Source organism: Nocardia sp. NPDC059180 (assembly GCF_042754945.1).
Lineage (GTDB): Bacteria > Actinomycetota > Actinomycetes > Mycobacteriales > Mycobacteriaceae > Nocardia.
Genome location: NZ_JBHZBU010000006.1, coordinates 266978 through 285834 on the forward strand (window position 1 = coordinate 266978; position 18857 = coordinate 285834).

The following is an 18857-nucleotide window of genomic DNA, read 5'->3' on the forward strand; positions in this document are numbered from 1 at the left end:
GTACGATCAATCGGCTATGACCTGGGCGAATGCGACCTGGTGCGGCAAAATCCGAAAGTTCTTGGTTTCCAGCACGTTACAAGGGGTAGATACCTATTGATCGTGCCGCTATCTAGCGGTACATTACCCATAGATATGATCGCCGCCACAGGAAAGGCCATCACCATGACCACTGTTCGACCTACCTCGGCGCAGGCGCCTGCCGCGCAGCCCGAGCACGGCGCGCCCGCGACGTCGGTCGACGCGCTGCACGCCGAGGACGCGGGATATCACAAGTCCCTGCGCCCGCGTCAGCTGCAGATGATCGCCATCGGTGGCGCCATCGGCACCGGACTGTTCCTCGGTGCCGGTAGCCGGCTGGCCAGCGCCGGACCCGGCCTGTTCATCGTCTACGCCATCTGTGGCGTGTTCGTGTTCTTCATCCTGCGGGCCCTGGGTGAACTCGTCCTGCATCGCCCGTCCTCCGGGTCGTTCGTGTCGTATGCCCGCGAGTTCTACGGCGAGAAGCTCGCCTTCGCGGTCGGGTGGATGTACTTCTTCCACTGGTGCATGACCGGGATCGTAGACATCACGGCCATCGCCACCTATGTCCATTACTGGGGAGCGTTCGAAGCTGTACCGCAATGGACGATTGCGCTGGTTGCGCTGGTCTTGGTCGTCGCCATCAACATGGTGTCGGTCAAGTGGTTCGGTGAATTGGAGTTCTGGGCGGCACTGATCAAGGTGGTCGCGCTGGTCACCTTCCTGATCATCGGCACGGTGTTCCTCGCGGGCCGATTCGACATCAAGGGTCAGACCACGGGGCCAAGCTTGATCGCCGACAACGGCGGCTTGTTCCCCACCGGTGTGCTGTCGCTGGTGCTGGTCACCACAGGTGTCGTCTTCGCCTACGCGGCGGTGGAGCTGGTCGGCACGGCCGCCGGTGAGACGGAGAACCCGGAAAAGGTGATGCCGCGGGCCATCAACTCCGTCATCGCCCGAATCGCACTGTTCTATGTCGGTTCGCTGGTGCTGCTCGCCCTGCTGCTGCCCTACACCGCCTTCAAGTCCGGAGAGAGCCCGTTCGTCACCTTCTTCGCCAAGCTCGGCATCGAGGGTGCCGGTTCGGTGATGAACCTGGTCGTGCTCACCGCCGCGTTCTCCAGCCTCAATGCCGGGCTGTACTCCACCGGCCGAATCCTGCGCTCGATGTCGATGAACGGCAGCGCGCCGACTGTGGCCGCCCGGATGTCGAAGACCGGCGTGCCCTACGTCGGCATCCTGGCCACGGGCGCGATCGCGCTGTTCGGTGTCGGACTGAACGCGATGGTGCCGGAGAAGGCATTCGAGATCGTGATCAACGTGTCTGCGCTCGGCACCATCTTCGCCTGGGCGGCGATCGTCCTGTGCCAGCTGCAGCTGTGGCGCTGGTCGAAGCAGGGCAGGGTCGAGCGTCCGTCGTTCCGCCTGATCGGTGCGCCGTACACCAGCGTCGCGACTCTGGTGTTCCTGGTCGGCGTGGTATTGCTGATGGCCTTCAGCGATGACGAGGTGCAGCGCGGCGCGGTGATCGCCATGGGCGCCATCATGATCCCCGCCCTGGTCGGCGGCTGGTTCCTGGCCCGCAAGCGGGTGGCGCAGCTCGCGCAGATCCGTGGCGGACACACCGGGCAGTTCCCGGTGCTGGCCGAGCGTCCACCGCGCAAGGATGCCCGCGAAGCGGTGGTCATCCTGGAGAAGCCCGAAGACAAATGAGCACCCCGCTGCCCCGGACGCATAGTCCGGGGCAGCGGTATTCCCAATTCGGGGAACACTGCCGACGCGTGGCTGTGCCGTGGCGCAGCAGAATGAGACCTCGGTTCAACGGGTTCTAGGGGTTCATATGCCGGAACAGCCCAGCACATCCGATCAGCAACGCCCGCCCGCCTGGGCCGATCGGCGTATGCGCGGTATGGAGGTGCCCCACCGTCTTGCGCCACACTGGTCCACCCGGCGGGTATCCAAAGCGGAGCTTTCCCAGCGTGTTTCACCACCGTTGATGACAGCGGACGCGCCCGGCATCGACAAGAACGGGCCGGCCGCGACGGCGACTGCCGGACTCGGTGACTTCGATCTGGCCGAACTCGACGAGCTGGGGACGGGATCGGGCCGCAATACCCCGTCACGACCGAGTGTGCGCCGCCTCGGCGCCGGACTCGTCGTCGTACCCCGTGTCACCGAGACCGATCCGCTCTCGGCGGTGCTGGAGAATCCGGAAGTTCCCGAGCACAAACGGTTCTGCTGGAACTGCCAGGACTCGGTCGGGCGCGGTACTGCCGACGGCCCTGCGGTCGTAGCCGGTGAATGCCGTCGATGTCGGTCGCCGTTCAATTTCCGGCCCGCACTACGTCCTGGTGAGCTGGTGGCCGATCAGTACGAGGTTCAGGGTTGCCTCGCGCATGGCGGTCTCGGCTGGATATATCTGGCGGTCGACCGCAATGTCAGCGACCGCTGGGTGGTGCTCAAGGGTTTGCAGAACCCACTCGACTTCGAGGCTCACGTCGTCGCGCTCGCCGAACGGCAGTTCCTGTCGGAAGTGGCTTATCCAGGCGTGGTGAAAATCTACAACTTCGTCAAGCACAAGTCGGCGCGAGAGGTCGCCGACGGCTACATTGTGATGGAGTACGTGGGCGGGCATTCGCTGAAGTCGATGCTCGACCTCGGTGCGCCCGAACGTATCCCGGTGGCCGAGGCCATCGCCTACTTGATGGAAGTGCTGCCCGCACTGGACTATCTGCATTCCATCGGCCTGGCCTACAACGACCTCAAACCCGACAACATCATGGTCGGCGACGACGAGGTCAAACTCATCGACCTCGGTGCGGTCGCCGCCATGGAGTCCTACGGCAGTATCTACGGCACGCCCGGCTATCAGGCGCCGGAGATCCTGCAGACCGGGCCGACGGTCGAATCCGATATCTACGCCGTGGGCCGCACCTTGGCCGCGCTGTTGTTCGATCTGCCGACCGACTCCGAAGGCCACTATCTGCCCGGAGCGCCGTCGGCTGCACAACAGCCGATGCTGCGTCGTTACCCGTTCCTGCACCGGTTGCTCCTGCGCGCGACCGACCCGGACCCACTGCGCCGATTCCCGTCCGCTTACTCCATGTATTGCCAGCTCGCGGGTGTGCTGCGCATGGTTCTCGCCGCCGACACCGGCCTGGAGCATCCGCAGGCGTCGACGGAGTTCGGCTCCATGCGTGGCGATTTCGGTATCGAAACACTCATCGGTCAGACCGACGGCATGGTCGACGGTATGCACCGCATGCTCTCGGTCGACGCGGTCAGCGTCGTCGCGGCATTGCCGATTCCGCTGATCGACAGTGAGGACCCGAGCGCCGAACTGCTGTCTACGTTGCTACACGGCGATCCACACCACATCCTCGACGTGCTCGAGCGCACCACCGAACGGATCGGTTCCGGGACCATCAAGGCGCCGGAGTCCTTCGATCTGGAGGGTCCGTTGACGGCCGTCCGGGCCCACTTGGATCTGGGGGAGCTCGCACCGGCGCGTGCGCGGCTGGACAAACTGCGCCTTCGATTCGGCACGGACTGGCGCATCCAGTGGTACTCGGGCATCGCCGATCTGCTCGAGGGATACTACGAACGCGCCTACGGCTGTTTCGACGAGGTACACACCGTGCTGCCCGGCGAGATCGCGCCCGCGCTCGCCTTGGCCGCCACTGCCGAACTGATGCTGCAGCACCTCGAGCTGCCCGCCGACACCGACCGCTGGCACAGCGCCGCCATGGAGTATCACCGGATGGTGTGGCGCACTAATCACGGTGTGGTGAGCGCGGCCTTCGGGCTGGCTCGCAGGCTCGCCGCCGATGGTGAGTTGCTCGAGGCAGTCGGCGTACTCGATCAGGTGCCCGCTGCATCGCGACATCATGTCGTCGCTCGGATGACCGGATGCCTGATGCTGGTATCGCGGCCGATCACCGACATTATCGCCGAAGACCTGCGCGAGGCCGCCGAACGGCTGGAATCATTGCCTGAGGAGCCACGGAGGCTGCAATTGCAGGTCATCGTGGTGGGAGCGGCGCTGGAATGGCTGCGCGCAGGTCGCGGCGACTCCGGCACGTGCGCCGCGATCCTGGGATTTCCGTTCACCGAGCCCGGGTTGAGTCGTGGGCTCGAGTCCTGTCTGCGTGCGCTCGCGCGCACCGCACCTGATCGGCTGCATCGCTACCGGCTGGTCGATCTCGCCAATCACGTGCGGCCCCGCAGCCGCTGGTGACGGCTCAGGTGCCCTTCTGGCGTGCGCCCGACAGCCGTTTGACGGCCACCAGCGCCGAGGCACCCGCGACGGTCGGCACCACCAGCAGCATCCACCAGCTACCGAATATCAGCGCCAGCACCACAGCGAGCGCCACGACACCGGCCGCCGCGATCGCGGGCAGCGGATTACCTGGCGATGTCAGGGGAGCCGCGTCTGGGACAACGCCGGGGAGGTCGGTGAACAGTTCGGCCAGTTCGGCGGGCTGATTCGCCGCGGCCACGGCGGCGCTGCGGGTCTCGAACTCGTCCAGGTCGATGCGTCCCGTCCCGAGGTGATGTGACAGTTCGCGCAGGGCGCGTTCGCGTTCGGCGACACTGATCCGGGGCCCCGGCGTATCGGTCATGACCGAAGAATAGGCGCGTTCTACCGCATGGTCGGCGTCGCGAATTGCCATGGGCGGGAAGGTTGCCGGACGTCGATAACGTGACGGTTCCCACATATGGGGAGAATTTAGGCTGGCAGCGGCACGAACTCGCAGCATGAGGAGTCCAGGTATGACCACCGTGATCGAGCGCACCATCCCGGCCGCGTACGCCTGGGACTGGCAATTGCGCGGATCCTGCCGAGGGGTGGAGTCGGCGGTGTTCTTCCATCCGGATGGTGAGCGCGGCCGGGCCCGCGCCGCGCGGGTCCGGCGCGCCAAACAAATTTGTGACAGCTGTCCGGTCTTGGCCCAGTGCCGCAGCTATGCGCTGTCAGTGAGCGAGCCCTACGGCATCTGGGGCGGCATGTCGGAGGACGAGCGCCGGGCCGCTGCGCGCCGCAGCCCTTGGAACCACCGCCGCGCCTGATCGACCAGGTCACGGACTCGCCGCGACCGCGCACGCCCGCTGGACCACCGTCGGATGTGGTTTCCTTGATATATGGCTGGGCGTGTGGAGTACACGATCGACGAGCTTGCTCGCGAGGCCGGCACAACGGTGCGTAGTCTGCGGGTCTATCACGATCGCGGGGTGCTGCCACCACCGCAGGTCAAGGGTCGCACGGGTTTCTATGGCGCCGAGCATCTGAACCGGGTCCGCACCATCAGCCGACTGCTCGATCGAGGCATCAAACTCAACGGCATCAGGGAATTGCTCGAGGCGTGGGATCGCGGCGACGACCTCGGCGACGTCCTCGGTGTCTCCGAAGACGCCGTCGCCGAACCCGGCACGGACACCGCGGCTGCGGAGACCATTCCGGCCACCGAACTCGCGCAGCGCTACGGCGCTGTCTCCAACGGATTGGCGCGCGTGGTGGCGGCCGGCCTCTACGAACCCGTCGATGCCACCACCTATCGCCCGGCCGATCACCGGCTGATCCATGTCCTCGACCAGATGGAAGCCGCCGGAATCCCCGCCGACGACATGCTGGCCGAGCTGGAGAAGGCTCGCACCGACGCCGACCGCATCGCCCGTCGCTTCGTCGAGTTGTTCCATCGCACTGCCTGGCAGTCCTATCAGCGGTCCGCGCGGTCCGCGGCGGATCGGGCCGCGCTCACCGAGAGCATCGACGTGGCGAGGATCGTCCCCGGGCAAGTGGCGGGGGAGCTGGTGAACCGTTTCGTTGCGCGGTATTTCGACGAGGACAGCGAGCTCGGCGAACTGTAAGAGGTCTCAGCCGAGTCTTTTCGGTAGAACATCGCCCCGGGGCGCCGACACCTGACCTCACTCAATTCCCACCACTGGTGATTCTCCTCTCATTAACGTGCCGTTAGGCAGCGGTACATTAATTGACGACAATGATAGGGCGGTCCACCCTGTCCGATCCCGGTGGATCTGCGAGAACGGAGTGATGCGATGCGTGCGTTCACAGAAGCCCGTCGGGCACCGACATGGCTGGCAGGCGCCGCGATCGCAGCGGCTCTCGCGCTCGGCCCGGCGGCGGTCGCGAGCCTCACCGCGGCTGCGCCCGCGCACGCGGCCGGCTACGTGGCTGCCGATGGTGCCGGCGCCGGTGATGCGGACAGCGTGGCCGGGATCGGCGGTGGCGGCGTGGTCGGTGTGAGTGATACCGGGCTCGGCGACAGCGGCTTCGGCGACGGGGGAGTCGGCGGCTTCGGTGACGGCGGCGTCGGTGGTGGTTTCGGTGACGGCGGAATCGGTGGCGGTTTCGACGGTGGCGGCAACGGCGCGGGTGACGGTGGGTTCGGCGGTGGAGCGCCCGATGTCGGCCTACCCACCGACGGCCTACCTGACCTGGGCGGTGGTGATTCCGGCACCGGAACCCTTCCCGGCACCGGCAACGCCCCGCATGTGCCGTCGCCACCCGATGGTGGCGATCCCGGCACCGGCCAACCGGCGCCGGCCGAGCCCGGTGTGCCCCATGATCCCGGTCTTGGCTGGCACGCCGACCGCTGGCCGTTCCCCGATCCGGGCTACCCGTTCAGCCCCTTCTTCCCGCCCTCGCCTGCACCGGAATCCCAGGACGACGCCGATCCGCCCTGTGCGACGTGGCAGCAAGGCGCGCACTGCGACACGGGCCTGTTCGACGGCGACTCCGCACCCCAGTCCCCGGTCACGCCACCACCGGCCCCGCATTCTCCGGCACATCATGGGGGGCTGCCGTTCGGCCTGTCACTGCCCAGCGGAAGCGCGGGCCAACCGTAATTCCTGGTAGTGCGCGATAGCCGACGGCGGCAGTCGTCGTCGGCCGTCAGGCCCGTTCTACCTAAGTAGATCGGCGGGGAACTACCGATGCGCACGGCTACGATCCGGCGCCACAATTCACACTGTCGCACGGGTAGGGACAGTGAGGGTTGCCTGGAATGGGAAGCGTGACGTTATGGATGCAGATATCGCTCGACGGCTTCGCCGAAGGCCCCGATGAGCAGGTGCACTGGCCCGTCGTCGACGAGGAGTTGTGCGTAGCGTTCCTCGAGGATCTACGCCGGGCCGATATGTTCCTGTACGGGCGCAAAACCTACGACATCATGGCGTCGTTCTGGCCGAAGGCCGACGCGGCGCCGGGGATCTCGCCGTTCTACCTCGATTTCGCGCGCTGCTGGAAGCAGAAGCCGAAGATCGTCTTCTCCCGCACGCTGCGCCGCGCGGACTGGAATACGACGGTGATCGGTGACCGGATGATCGAACGGGTCACCCAGATCCGGGAACATTCGGCACGCGAGCTGATCCTGTTCGGTGGCGCGGAAACGGCGGCAGCCTTCATCGAACACGATCTGATCGACCAGTACCGGCTGTTCGTGCATCCGGTGTTGCTCGGCGGTGGGGCTCGCCTGTTCCGGTCGCACGCCGACACCGCAGGCTTGGAGCTGGTCGACGTGACGCGATTCGAGAGCGCGGTGGTCGGAATGCATTATCGGCAATGCGCACCGGCGGCCGTCGGGCATCCGATCAGAGCCGCGGGCTGATCCTCCGGGGAACAAACCCGACCGGCCGGAACGGTGATCGTCTAACCTTCACTCGATATGGTCGTGGTATCGGGAGTGGATGGCGTGTTCGCCGATGCTGCGCGGCCGCCCGCAGGCACCGCCGAATTCGTCGGCCGGGTCGCGGAATTGCACCGGTTGAACGCGTTGATCGACGACGGCGCTCGGCTGATCACCCTGGTGGGGCCAGGTGGGATCGGGAAAACACGGCTCGTCGCCGAACTGCTGCGCCGCATGGGACACCACCGCAAGTCTGTTCACTGGGCCAGGCTGGCCGAAATCGAACGCGACGCGGCAGGTGACGACGTCGGCGCGGTGCAGTGCATGGTGCGCACCAGCGCGGCCGGTGCATCGGAGCCGACTGCCGGCCATCGGATCCTGGTGCTGGACAATTGCGAACATATGCTGCCCGCTGTCGCGCGGGTCGTCGCCGAATTGATCCCAGCGGCCCCTGATCTGATCATCCTCGCCACCAGCCGTGAGCCCATCGGCTGGATCGACGAGTATGTCCTGACCGTCCCGCCGCTCTCGCCGGGGCAGTCGCTCGAGCTGTTCCGCAGGCGCTCGGAGCTCACCGGCAGGCCGATTCTCGACGATCCGGGCCAGATCGATATCGCCGCGCAGATCTGCCGCCACGTCGATCACAGTCCGCTGTTCGTCCGCCTTGCCGCGGCCCGTTTACGTCACCAGCCGCCGGTCATGGTGTTACGCGAGCTGACCGGAGACGCCGGCGACAAGCGGATGCGCTGGTCGCACGGCGCCAGGGCCGGTGTCGAACAACGTCATCGAGGTGTGTACGACGTCATCGAGTGGTCCTATCGGCTGTGTACGGCCGAGGAGCAGGTGCTGCTGGAACGTTTGTCGGTATTCGCCGCGGGTTACGAGACCGACCGGGAGAATACGGTCCGCAATGGGATCGAGCTCGCCGACGCGGTCGCGGTCTGCGCGGGCGACTCGCTGTCGGCGCACGATATCGAAGACCTGATCGAGCGACTGGCCGAGCGATCGCTGGTATCCACGCATGTCACCACGACCTCGGTGCGGTGGTATCTGGTCGAAAGCGTGAAGGTATTCGCACGCGACCGGCTGCAGAGCCGGGGCGAGGACGAATCGGCCCGGATGGCGGATCGGCATCGGCGGTATTACCGCGATCGGGTCATAGCGTGGCAGGCCGACTGGTTCGGCCCGCGGGAGCAGGCATGGTTGGACTGGGTCCGTGCGGCCTGGGACAACATCGTCGTCGGGATCGAAGCCGGACTCGATGACCCGGTGGACGCACTCGCCGGCCTGGAGACCGCGGCCGTCCTGCTCGCGACGTGGGTGCCGTCGATGCGCGGCGACGGCAGCGCGATCACATGGGTGACCGAGCGGGCGCTGGAAGCCACTCGGACAGTGCGCAACGATGGCGCAGAGACCCGGTTGCGCGCCTCGGCGATGCTCGCCTGGAACGCGGTGTGGCAGGGCGACAGCGACCGCGCGGCGCGACTGCTGGACGAATGTGTGGCCGGCGCAGGTGTCACCGGGAATTCGTCGTGGCGCGACACCCCGAGCGCGGATATCGGATTGCCCGCCTACGTCGAATGGGCGTGGGGCCTCGAGCTGATGCTGGCGCATCGAGACGGCCGGGCCATGCTCGTGCTGGAGCGCGCCCGCCGCAAGTTCGCCGAATCCGGTGATCAGATCGGGTGCGAAGGCAGCTCGCTGTTTCACGCCCTTGCCTGCGCCTTCCTCGGCGACGGTGACACCGCTCTGCGCACCAGCCGTGACTATCTGGGCAAGGCGTTGCCCTCGGGCTCGCCGTCGGCGATCGTGTGGGCGCAGATCACGCGCGCGGTGGCCCTCGCCGGGCACGGCGGCGCCATCGAGGCCGTCGCTATCACCGAGCGCCTGCTCGCCGAACTGCGACAGTGCAACGACGCCTGGATCACCCACTGGGCCGAAGTCGCCCGGATCGTGGCCATGACGCAGCTGCTGGCCGGCCACCGGACCGACGAAGAGTGCCGTGGCACGAACACATCGGCCGCTGCCGAAATCAGAGCACTGGTTGCCGATCTCGAACAGGCCGATCCGAGCGCGGGCGTCCGAATCGGAGCGGTTCCGCTCGTCGCGTTCGAAATGCGCCGGGCGACGGAGGTGGCGAACCGGTTCGTCGAAGCTTCGGCACTCGGCGGGGCCGAACGGCTCGGACCCGGCATGGTGTCGCGAGCACCGAACTGGGACAGCTTGTCCCGGGCCGAGCGCGAGATCGCTGTTCTCGCTGCCGCAGGCTGGTCGAACAACGCGATCGCGGTGCGGCGGGGAAGCTCGATGCGCACCGTCGACGCCCAGGTCGCCAGTATTCGCCAGAAGCTGGCCATCGCGTCGCGACGGGAGATCGTCTCGCATATCCCTGCCGACCTGGCCGATCGTATCGAGCTGGAATCGCGGAGTTGGGCCGAGCTTCGTCGCCATTGAGCGCTGCACCGCGTCGGATGTGGAGCCCGCCCCGCGATGGATGTGGGCCGCTCCACCCGCGATGAAAGCTGTGCGCTGACGCCGGAAAGCCCGCTGCCGCGCCTGTTCGGTAGGCGCGCCAGCGGGCTGTTGGCGAGTTCCGCTGCTCGAACAGCGGGGTCGACGGTCCGGGTGTGAGGGATTAGTCCGGGCCGCACTCGCCGTGGCAGCGGCTGCTGTAGCCGGGCTTGTTATCGGAATCGGTGCTGCTCGAGGAGTTGCGCAGTCCGTGGTTGTGGCCGTGGCCGTAGCCGCGCCCTTGGCCGTACCCGCGGCTCTGGCCGTAGCCGCGCCCGTGGCCGTGACCATCGCTTCCGTGGCTGCTGCCGTGGCTGTCGCCACGGTTCATGGAGACCTTGGCGTCGGCGCCCGCGGGCATTGCGGCCGCGATCTGCGGAGCCACAGCGGCGGGGATGAGGGCCAGTGCGCCGGCGAGGGCAGTGGTGGCCAGGATCTTGCGGACCGTGCCGCGGTGGGAGGTGCTGCTCATGGTCTGCTCCGTTCGTTGTGCCAGTGCCCCGCATCGGGTCGGCAGGTGGGCCCCGGCTCTGCCTGACCCATTCAATGTGTCGTTATATAGCGGTACGATACGCGATGTGACGATGATTGCTGTACCGCTATTCCCGTAACTGGGAAGGGGGCCGGGCGCAGAGCGGCGTGCGGTGACCGATGGATGAACTACCTGGCCGATCTGGGTGTGGATGACTACGTCGACGCACATCCCGAATGGCAGCAGCAGATCTGCCGTGAGGCACTCGATCTCGTGCACGCCGAAGCCCGCCGGTAAAGGCGGGCCTTCGGTGGAAGTGGAGTGCCGTCGTGCGGGCGCGATCGACCTACCTCACTGGGGCAGGTGGCGTTATCGGCCTGATTGGCTGGATCGACGTGCTCGCCGTCGGGTGGGCCGCTGCCTAGCTCGCGGCGGCCGTCAACTCCGAAGGCCCTTCGCGCCGCGCCGAGCGGGCGGCGCGGACCGTTGCGGCGGCAAGCATCGGCAGTCGCGCGTCGCCCAGCGACATGGCGTGGTTGCCGAGATGGTTGGTGACGAACGCGATGGACAGTCCGAGACCCGGCATCGCCATGGCGCCCGAGCCGCCGATGCCGTAATGGCCGAGCGCGTGCCTGGTCAGGGTGGCTCCCACGATGCCGCGGTGATAGCCGAGTGCGTGGTGGGGTGGTGCGCCGAGGACATAGTCGAAGCGGCTGTTGGCGGGCATCCGGGCGATCATGCGGGTGGTTTCCGGCTTCAGCAATCGCCGATGTCCGATCCGCCCGTCATTGGCGATCGCGCCGTACATCGCGGCCAGTGCCCTTGCCGTGAACACGCCGTTCCAGCCCGGCATCATGGCGGCGTAGGGGCGATCGCTCTGACTCATCTCGGCCCAACCGTCGTAGACCACCCCGCGCAGCGAGGTCAGGGGCCGCAGCGATCCAGTCAACCCGGTCAGCCGATCCAGCGGCACCCGTGCCACATGCAACCCCGGCGACAGCGGCGCGATCCGGTGCCGGTGATGTTCGGGGACGCCGAACCAGAGATCGTCCTGTCCCAGGGGTTCGGTCAGTTCCGTGCGTACCAGCTCGCGGAACGACCGGCCGGTCGCGCGCTGGGCGATCTCGGCGACCAGCGTGCCGAAGGTCAGCCCGTGATAGCCCGACGCGCGCAGACGCAGCGGATCCGGCGCCGCCGCGCCGAGTGCGGCGGCGAGGGCGTCGTGGTCGAGCATGTCCGCGGGATCGTCGAGCAGTCCGCGGGTGCGCTGCAGGCCCGCGCGATGGTTGAGCACCTCGCGGACGGTGATGCTGTCCTTTCCGTTGGCGGCGAACTCGGGCCAATAGGTGGCGACCGGCTCGTCCACGGCGAGGATGCCGCGTTCGATCAGGCGGTGCGCCACCGTCGCGGCTACGCCCTTTCCGGTCGAATAGGCCAAGGCCATGGTGTCGCCGTGCCAGCGCCGTTCGCCGTCGGCCCAGCCACCCCAGATGTCGAGCACCGGCTCGCCGTCCAGATAGACCGCCAGCGCCGCGCCGCCGTGACCACGGCGACGGAACATCGCGAAGAACTTCATGGCCACCGGGGTGAAACGGTCGTCGATGAGCATGCGGAAGGCGGGCGGGACAGCGTCCTCGGCCCGCGAACCATCGGTGCCGGCAGCTGGCATGGTTCAGACTCCTTTGTCTGCGTAAACGCCCGGCCGCTTGCTCACTGCTAGCAGTTGCAAGCGACCTGCTGCCTCCGAATGTAACCCGTTTCATTACTCCGGGCAATGATCGTCGTAGACGCCTTTTCCGGCCGCATCTCCTCGGCCCTGGCCTGACGCACCCGGCCCTGCTGGTCGGATGCGGCGGGTGGGTCGGTGAGGCGGCACTGTCGCTCTACTATCGACATGTGACCGTCAGCTGGAACACCACACAACCGGCGCCCATCTCATGGGAGGAGTTTCTCGGCCTAGGGGTGGAACTTCGCCGGGAGTCCGAGCTGGTCGACGGATATCTCGTCCCCCGCGAGCAGCGCAGCCGGAATCACCAAAAGGTCGGCGCCCGTGTGTCGAACGCGCTGGAGCGGGCTGCGGTTGTTGAAATGCGCCGTGACGGTGGGGGTTCCTGCTACGAAACGAACACCGAGGTCGATGTTCTGCTCTGGGAAGTGCCGCCGACCGCCCGCAAGCCTGATGCCGTGGTGCATCGCTGCTTGCCCGATTACGAGCAATTGACGGCGGCGCACTGCCTGATCGTGGTCGAGGTGTTGTCGACGTGGTCGGCGCGCCGGGACCGAGTGCACAAGATGAGCGACTACGCCGACGCGGGCATTCCGCACTACTGGCTGGTCAGCTTCGACAAGGTCGGCGCACTGACCATCGAGCGATACGCATTGTCCGGGGCGGCGGGGCCTTACACCCACATCGGGACCGTACATCGGGACATGGGGCCGGTGGCTGTCGATGTGTCGGATCCGTTCCCGATCGAGTTGGTGTGGCGGGATCTGGAGATCGCGCCGCCTGATTAGACCCTCGGACGGCCGATGCTCGTCGCGGAGGCGCCGTGCCGGTGGCAAGGCGATTACGGCCCCGGCCAGGTCCAGTCCGCGACGACGGGGATGTCTTCGCCGTGCTCCCTGGTCCATGCCCGTGCCCGCAGGCGCGCGTCCTGCATCTGCTGGCGCAGCCCGCCGGCTTTGTCGCGCAGGGCGGGCACGCGGTCGATCACGTCGGTCACCAGGTGGTAGCGGTCCATATCGTTGAGCATCACCATGTCGAACGGTGTCGTGGTGGTGCCGCGCTCCTGGTATCCCCGCACGTGCAGACCGTCGTGGTTGGTGCGCCGGTAGGTCAGCCGGTGGATCAGCCACGGGTAGCCGTGGAAGGCGAAGATCACCGGGCGATCGCGGGTGAACAGGGTGTCGAATTCGGAATCGGGGAGCCCGTGCGGATGGTCGGTGCTCGGCAGCAGCCGCATCAGATCCACCACATTGATCACCCGCACCCGCAGCTCGGGAAGGCGCTCGCGCAGGATGGCCGCGGCGGCCAGGGTCTCGAGGGTCGGCACGTCGCCCGCGCAGGCGAGCACCACGTCGGGCTCGGTGCCGAGTTCGTCGTTGTGACCGGCCCAATCCCAGATGCCGATGCCGCGCGCGCAGTGCAGCGCGGCCGCATCGACCGACAGCCACTCGGCCTGCGGCTGTTTACCGGCCACCACCACGTTCACGTAATGGCGCGAACGCAGGCAGTGGTCGAACGTGGACAGCAGCGTATTGGCATCAGGCGGCAGATACACCCGCACGATCTCGGGCTTCTTGTTCAGCACCACATCGAGGAATCCCGGGTCCTGATGGGTGAATCCGTTGTGATCTTGGCGCCACACATGTGAGGAGAGCAGATAATTCAGGCTCGGAATCGGCTGCCGCCACGCCACCGCGGCACTCGCGTCGAGCCATTTCGCGTGCTGGTTGAACATCGCGTCCACGATGTGCACGAACGCCTCGTAGCAGGTGAACACCCCATGCCTGCCGGTGAGCAGATAGCCCTCGAGTAAGCCCTGGCACATGTGCTCCGACAGCACCTCGATCACCCGGCCGGTGCGGTCGAGACCGACATCGAATTCGTCGATCTCGGCCTGCCAATTGCGTCCGGTGACTTCGAGAATGTCCTGTAATCGATTGCTGGCCAGCTCATCCGGTGCGAAGGTCAGGAAATTGTGCCCGTTGCGCGCGGTGACCTCGCGCAGCCAGCCGCCGAGCACCCGGGTCGCCTCATGGTGGGTGGCCCCGGGTGCGGGAACCTCGACGCCGAACGCGCGCCAATCCGGCAGGCGCAGATCGCGCACGAGAGCGCCCCCATTGCTCACCGGGTTCGCGCTCATCCGCCGATCACCCGACGGCACCAGCCCCATCAGCTCCGAGACCGGTGCCCCGGATTCGTCGAACAATTCCGCGGGCCGGTAGGACTGCAGCCACAGCTCGAGCACCGCCCGATGGCTGTCGTCGGTGCGGGCCGCGGGCAGAGGCACCTGATGAGCGCGGAAGGTCCCCTCCACCTGATCGCCGTCCACCAGCGGGGGACAGGTCCAGCCCTTGGGGGTGCGCAGCACGATCATCGGCCAATGCGGCCGCGTGCCGTCACCACCGCCGCGTGCCGCGCGTTGGATCTGGGCGATCCGCTCCAGCGCGGTGTCCATCGCCTCGGCCATGGCCTGATGCACCCGCGCCGGATCCCGGCCGGAGACCACCAGCGGCTCGTACCCGTAGCCGCGCAGCAGCGAGATCAGTTCGGGTTCCGGTATCCGCGCCAGAATCGTCGGGTTGGCGATCTTGTATTCGTTGAGCGCCAGAATCGGCAGCACCGCGCCGTCGCGGGCCGGGTTGAGGAACTTGTTCGCATGCCAGCTGCCCGCCAGGGGACCGGTCTCGGCCTCACCGTCGCCGACCACGCAGAACACGGTGAGGTCCGGATTGTCCAAGGCCGCACCGAACGCGTGCAGCAGGGAATAGCCCAGTTCACCGCCCTCGTGAAACGAGCCGGGTGTTTCCGGCGCGCAATGGCTCGGCACCCCACCGGGGAAGGAAAACTGCGCGAACAGCGCGCGCATACCGTCCAGATCGCGCGGGACGTGACTGTAGAGCTCGGAATAGGTGCCCTCGAGCCAGGCGCAGGCGTTCGGTCCCGGACCGCCGTGGCCGGGCCCGGCGACGAATACGGCGTTGAGATCGCGGGCCAGGATCGCCCGATTGGCATGCACCCACACCAGATTCAGCCCCGGCACCGTGCCGAAATGGCCGAGCAGTCGCGGTTTGATGTGCTCGGCGCGCAGCGGTTCGCGCAGCAGCGGATTGGCCATCAGATAGATCTGGCCGACCGACAGAAAGTTGGCGGCGCGCCACCACGCGTCTACGGCCTCGAGTTCCTCGGTGTCGAGCGGGCCAGGAGCATCGGTGAGCCGATACGGGCGCGGCGCCACCGAGATCCCGCCGCCGCCACCTACGTTGTCGGCCGAGGTGTCTTCGGCAGTGGGGTTACCGTCGGAACCGGCCGACTGCGCCATGGGCGACTCTCCTCACGTTCGTGCCACGCACCGGATGGAGATTCCCCGTCAGGTTACCGGCCGTATCCGCTGTAGGCCCAGTACTTCAGGCATACTTCCGCCTCCTCCGCGGCTGCGCACGAGCCGCGCCGGAACCGTTCGTACCTGCGTCTGCGTCGCGGCCCGTATACCTGTGCTGCGGCCTGGGGCGGGCCGCGTGCGGTGACGTCGATTAGGGTGCGCGGCATGCCTACCTCCGCCAGGATCATCGGTATCGCCACCATCGCCGCCGCGGCGTTCGCGCTCGGAGCCTGTGGCTCGGACGACAGCTCCGACACCGACGCAGCGGCCACCACCACGAAGGCCACCACCAGCGCCGCCGTGGCTACCGGTGCGACCACCGCCAAACCGTCGACCGGCCGCGCATGCACCGCCGAGGACATCGGCGTCACCGGCGGCTTCGGTGAGAACCCCACCATCACCATTCCCGACGATTGCGACGCTCCGACCGAACTGATCGTCAAGGACCTGGTGGTCGGTTCCGGCCCCGGCGCGCAGGCCGGTCAGGAACTGGAGATGAACTACACCCTGGTGACCTGGTCGGACAAGCAGAAGCTCGACAGCTCCTTCGACCGCGGCGAGCCGTTCGAGCTGACGCTCGGCGCGGGCATGGTCATCCCGGGCTGGGACCAGGGCCTGGAAGGTGTGCAGGAGGGCACGCGGCGGCTCCTGATCATCCCGCCGGACTTGGGCTACGGCGCGGGCGGCAACGGCATCAAGCCGAACGAGACCCTGGTCTTCGTCACCGACGCGGTGGACGTGCCGGATAACTGACGCACCCGGTGAGTGCGGGCCCGCCCGCGCCGATGAGGCGCTGACGGGCTCGTTCGCATGACCGGATTGCAGGGCGTGGGCACCGGTCGACTAACCTTGCGTGGATGCGATCGGGGGGACCACCGACGTCAACGACCGATGAACTACGAACAAGGAGCATGTCCGTGAAGAGCACCGTCGAGCAGCTGAGCCCGACCCGGGTCCGGATCAATGTCGAGGTGCCCTTCGAGGAGCTGAAGCCGGACTTCGACAAGGCCTACAAGGCCCTGGCCAAGCAGGTCCGTATCCCCGGTTTCCGCCCGGGCAAGGCACCGGCCAAGCTGCTCGAGGCCCGCCTCGGCCGCGGCGCGATCCTGGAGCAGGTCGTCAACGACGTGCTTCCGGCCCGCTACAGCGAGGCCGTGACCACCTCCGAGGTGAAGGTCATCGGCCAGCCCGAGATCGAGATCACCAAGATCGAAGACGGCGAAGAGCTGGCGTTCACCGCCGAGGTCGACATCCGCCCGGAGATCACCCTGCCCGACTACAGCACCATCGCGGTGACCGTCGACGCCATCACCATCGGCGACGACGACATCGACGAGCACCTGCAGTCGCTGCGCCAGCGCTTCGGCACCCTCACCGGCGTCGAGCGCGCTGTGCAGGAAGGCGACTTCATCTCCATCGACCTGTCGGCCACCGTCGACGGCGAGGACGTCCCCGAGGCCTCCACCACCGGGCTGTCTCATGAGGTCGGCTCCGGCCAGCTCATCGAGGGCCTGGACGAGGCCGTGGTCGGCCTGTCGGCCGGTGAGTCCAAGGAGTTCACCTCCACCCTGGTCGCAGGCGAGCACGCGGGCAAGGAAGCCGTCATCACCGTCACCGTCGGTTCGGTCAAGGAGCGCGAGCTGCCCGAGGCCGACGACGAGTTCGCCCAGCTGGCCAGTGAATTCGACACCCTCGACGAGCTGAAGACCGATCTGCGCGGCCGCGTAGAGCGGGTGAAGAAGGTCGAGCAGGCCGGCGATATCCGCGACAAGGTCCTCGAGCAGCTGCTCGAGCAGGTCGAGGTGCCGCTGCCCGAGGCCGTGGTCAAGGCCGAGATCGACGCCGTCGAGCACGACGCCGTGCACGGTTTCGACCACGACGAAGCCAAGTTCGCCGAGGCGCTCGAGGCGCAGGGTTCCAGCCGCGAGGAGTTCGACAAGGACACCAAGGAGGCGGCCGAGAAGTCGGTGAAGACCCAGCTGCTGCTGGACGCCATCGCCGAGGCCGAGGGCACCCAGGTCGGCCAGGAGGAGCTCACCGAGCGGATCCTGTTCCAGGCCCAGCGCTACGGCATGTCGCCTGAGCAGTTCATCCAGCAGGTACAGCAGGCGGGCCAGCTCGGCGCCGTGTTCGCCGATGTGCGCCGCGGCAAGGCGCTCGCCGGTGTGGTCGGCCAGGCCACCGTCACCGACTCCGAGGGCAACGCCGTCGATACCGCCGAGATGTTCGGCGAGTCGGAGGATTCGGCCGAGGAGTCCACCGAGGCGGCCGTCGAGACCGTCGAGGCTTCGGCAGACGCCGAGAAGTAAGCCGAACGGCGAAGAACCATTGAGAGACCAGCGTGATGGGTGCCCTGCGGGGAGCGTAATTGCGCTGTGAGCGAAGAAGGGCGGTACCGGGAGTTCGGTGCCGCCCTGCTTCGTTAATGTTTGTGTCAGCAACGAGCCGGCGAGAGAAGGCAGGTATCCGTGACGATCAATAAGGCAGGGGTCATGACAACCGCGACTGCTGGTCTCAACCTCAGTGATTCGGTGTACGAGCGCCTGCTGCGTGAGCGCATCATCTTCCTCGGCACCCAGGTCGACGACGACATCGCGAACAAACTCTGCGCGCAGATCCTGCTCTTGTCGGCCGAAGACCCGACCAAGGACATCGCGCTCTACATCAACTCGCCGGGTGGTTCGGTGACCGCCGGTATGGCCATCTACGACACGATGCAGTTCGCCGAATGCGATATCGCGACCTACGGCATGGGTCTGGCCGCCTCGATGGGCCAGTTCCTGCTCACCGCGGGGACCAAGGGCAAGCGTTTCGCGCTGCCGCACGCGCGCATCATGATGCACCAGCCCTCGGCCGGTATCGGTGGTTCGGCCGCCGATATCGCGATCATGGCCGAGCAGTTCGCGCACACCAAGCGGGAGCTGAACGAGCTGCAGGCACTGCACACCGGCAACTCCATCGAGCAGGTGACCGCCGACGCCGACCGTGACCGCTGGTTCACCGCGAGCGAAGCCTTGGAATACGGCTTCATCGATCACGTGATCAGCCACGCGAACCAGGCCAACGGCGCAGGCAAGTAAGCGGACACCCTCACAAGACTTT

Annotated in this window: 16 protein-coding genes; 11 read left to right on the top strand and 5 right to left on the bottom strand. The window is 66.9% G+C overall.

All coding sequences use genetic code 11. From position 1 onward, the window contains the following. Window positions 1-165 precede the first annotated feature (165 nt). Complete coding sequence (locus ACFXNW_RS20510) at window positions 166-1734, top strand: amino acid permease (protein WP_379419305.1); 1569 nt, start codon at window positions 166-168, stop codon at window positions 1732-1734. Window positions 1735-2017: 283 nt separating this feature from the next. After that, window positions 2018-4258, top strand: coding sequence for a tetratricopeptide repeat protein (locus ACFXNW_RS20515; RefSeq protein WP_379419306.1), 2241 nt, complete (start codon window positions 2018-2020; stop codon window positions 4256-4258). Between the two features lie 4 nt (window positions 4259-4262). On the opposite strand, the gene ACFXNW_RS20520 is transcribed toward ACFXNW_RS20515, so the two are convergent. Continuing rightward, on the bottom strand, window positions 4263-4643 hold the full coding sequence (locus ACFXNW_RS20520; protein WP_379419307.1) for a DUF1707 domain-containing protein: 381 nt from the start codon (window positions 4641-4643) through the stop codon (window positions 4263-4265). A gap of 151 nt (window positions 4644-4794) precedes the next feature. On the opposite strand from ACFXNW_RS20520, the gene ACFXNW_RS20525 reads away from it, so the two are divergent. The 5 genes from ACFXNW_RS20525 (at window position 4795) to ACFXNW_RS20545 (ending at window position 10121) form a co-directional block, all read left to right on the top strand. Then, window positions 4795-5091: a WhiB family transcriptional regulator gene (locus tag ACFXNW_RS20525; protein WP_379419308.1), complete on the top strand. Its 297-nt coding sequence runs from the start codon at window positions 4795-4797 to the stop codon at window positions 5089-5091. A 72-nt stretch (window positions 5092-5163) separates the two neighbouring features. After that, window positions 5164-5889, top strand: a complete 726-nt coding sequence (locus ACFXNW_RS20530; protein WP_379419309.1) for a MerR family transcriptional regulator — start codon at window positions 5164-5166, stop codon at window positions 5887-5889. Between the two features lie 189 nt (window positions 5890-6078). Then, window positions 6079-6888, top strand: a complete 810-nt coding sequence (locus tag ACFXNW_RS20535) for a hypothetical protein (protein WP_379419310.1) — start codon at window positions 6079-6081, stop codon at window positions 6886-6888. 158 nt (window positions 6889-7046) lie between these two features. Next, on the top strand, window positions 7047-7649 hold the full coding sequence (locus ACFXNW_RS20540) for a dihydrofolate reductase family protein (protein WP_379419311.1): 603 nt from the start codon (window positions 7047-7049) through the stop codon (window positions 7647-7649). Between the two features lie 57 nt (window positions 7650-7706). Next, on the top strand, window positions 7707-10121 hold the full coding sequence (locus ACFXNW_RS20545) for an ATP-binding protein (RefSeq protein ID WP_379419312.1): 2415 nt from the start codon (window positions 7707-7709) through the stop codon (window positions 10119-10121). A gap of 181 nt (window positions 10122-10302) precedes the next feature. Here ACFXNW_RS20545 and ACFXNW_RS20550 read toward each other — a convergent pair whose 3' ends face one another. Together ACFXNW_RS20550 and ACFXNW_RS20555 are read right to left on the bottom strand one after the other, a co-directional pair. Then, window positions 10303-10650 (bottom strand): hypothetical protein, encoded by a 348-nt coding sequence (locus tag ACFXNW_RS20550; protein ID WP_379419313.1) that lies wholly within the window; start codon window positions 10648-10650, stop codon window positions 10303-10305. A 421-nt stretch (window positions 10651-11071) separates the two neighbouring features. Continuing rightward, entirely contained in the window at window positions 11072-12319 is a 1248-nt protein-coding gene (locus tag ACFXNW_RS20555) for a serine hydrolase domain-containing protein (RefSeq protein WP_379419314.1), read from the bottom strand. Window positions 12320-12546: 227 nt separating this feature from the next. Between ACFXNW_RS20555 and ACFXNW_RS20560 the strand changes: the two genes are divergently transcribed. Further along, window positions 12547-13164, top strand: a complete 618-nt coding sequence (locus tag ACFXNW_RS20560) for a Uma2 family endonuclease (RefSeq protein WP_379419315.1) — start codon at window positions 12547-12549, stop codon at window positions 13162-13164. A gap of 53 nt (window positions 13165-13217) precedes the next feature. Here ACFXNW_RS20560 and ACFXNW_RS20565 read toward each other — a convergent pair whose 3' ends face one another. Continuing rightward, entirely contained in the window at window positions 13218-15695 is a 2478-nt protein-coding gene (locus ACFXNW_RS20565; RefSeq protein WP_379419316.1) for a phosphoketolase, read from the bottom strand. Between the two features lie 53 nt (window positions 15696-15748). Next, a complete protein-coding gene (locus ACFXNW_RS20570) occupies window positions 15749-15922 on the bottom strand; it encodes a hypothetical protein (protein WP_379419317.1) in 174 nt (57 codons plus the stop codon). Between ACFXNW_RS20570 and ACFXNW_RS20575 the strand changes: the two genes are divergently transcribed. The 3 genes from ACFXNW_RS20575 (at window position 15921) to ACFXNW_RS20585 (ending at window position 18835) form a co-directional block, all read left to right on the top strand. After that, entirely contained in the window at window positions 15921-16508 is a 588-nt protein-coding gene (locus ACFXNW_RS20575; protein ID WP_379419318.1) for an FKBP-type peptidyl-prolyl cis-trans isomerase, read from the top strand. The two genes, ACFXNW_RS20570 and ACFXNW_RS20575, sit on opposite strands and share 2 nt — an antisense overlap. Before the next feature lie 164 nt (window positions 16509-16672). Then, window positions 16673-18064: a trigger factor gene (gene tig / locus ACFXNW_RS20580; RefSeq protein WP_379419319.1), complete on the top strand. Its 1392-nt coding sequence runs from the start codon at window positions 16673-16675 to the stop codon at window positions 18062-18064. A 183-nt stretch (window positions 18065-18247) separates the two neighbouring features. Next, window positions 18248-18835, top strand: a complete 588-nt coding sequence (locus ACFXNW_RS20585) for an ATP-dependent Clp protease proteolytic subunit (protein WP_379419320.1) — start codon at window positions 18248-18250, stop codon at window positions 18833-18835. Window positions 18836-18857: the final 22 nt, after the last annotated feature.

Bases quoted from the DNA above. Each gene is read 5' to 3' on its own strand.
- ACFXNW_RS20510 (WP_379419305.1), top strand. From the start codon at position 166: ATGACCACTGTTCGACCTACCTCGGCGCAGGCGCCTGCCGCGCAGCCC.
- ACFXNW_RS20515 (WP_379419306.1), top strand. From the start codon at position 2,018: ATGACAGCGGACGCGCCCGGCATCGACAAGAACGGGCCGGCCGCGACG.
- ACFXNW_RS20520 (WP_379419307.1), bottom strand. From the start codon at position 4,643: ATGACCGATACGCCGGGGCCCCGGATCAGTGTCGCCGAACGCGAACGC.
- ACFXNW_RS20525 (WP_379419308.1), top strand. From the start codon at position 4,795: ATGACCACCGTGATCGAGCGCACCATCCCGGCCGCGTACGCCTGGGAC.
- ACFXNW_RS20530 (WP_379419309.1), top strand. From the start codon at position 5,164: ATGGCTGGGCGTGTGGAGTACACGATCGACGAGCTTGCTCGCGAGGCC.
- ACFXNW_RS20535 (WP_379419310.1), top strand. From the start codon at position 6,079: ATGCGTGCGTTCACAGAAGCCCGTCGGGCACCGACATGGCTGGCAGGC.
- ACFXNW_RS20540 (WP_379419311.1), top strand. From the start codon at position 7,047: ATGGGAAGCGTGACGTTATGGATGCAGATATCGCTCGACGGCTTCGCC.
- ACFXNW_RS20545 (WP_379419312.1), top strand. From the start codon at position 7,707: ATGGTCGTGGTATCGGGAGTGGATGGCGTGTTCGCCGATGCTGCGCGG.
- ACFXNW_RS20550 (WP_379419313.1), bottom strand. From the start codon at position 10,650: ATGAGCAGCACCTCCCACCGCGGCACGGTCCGCAAGATCCTGGCCACC.
- ACFXNW_RS20555 (WP_379419314.1), bottom strand. From the start codon at position 12,319: ATGCCAGCTGCCGGCACCGATGGTTCGCGGGCCGAGGACGCTGTCCCG.
- ACFXNW_RS20565 (WP_379419316.1), bottom strand. From the start codon at position 15,695: ATGGCGCAGTCGGCCGGTTCCGACGGTAACCCCACTGCCGAAGACACC.
- ACFXNW_RS20575 (WP_379419318.1), top strand. From the start codon at position 15,921: ATGCCTACCTCCGCCAGGATCATCGGTATCGCCACCATCGCCGCCGCG.
- ACFXNW_RS20570 (WP_379419317.1), bottom strand. From the start codon at position 15,922: ATGCCGCGCACCCTAATCGACGTCACCGCACGCGGCCCGCCCCAGGCC.
- ACFXNW_RS20585 (WP_379419320.1), top strand. From the start codon at position 18,248: ATGACAACCGCGACTGCTGGTCTCAACCTCAGTGATTCGGTGTACGAG.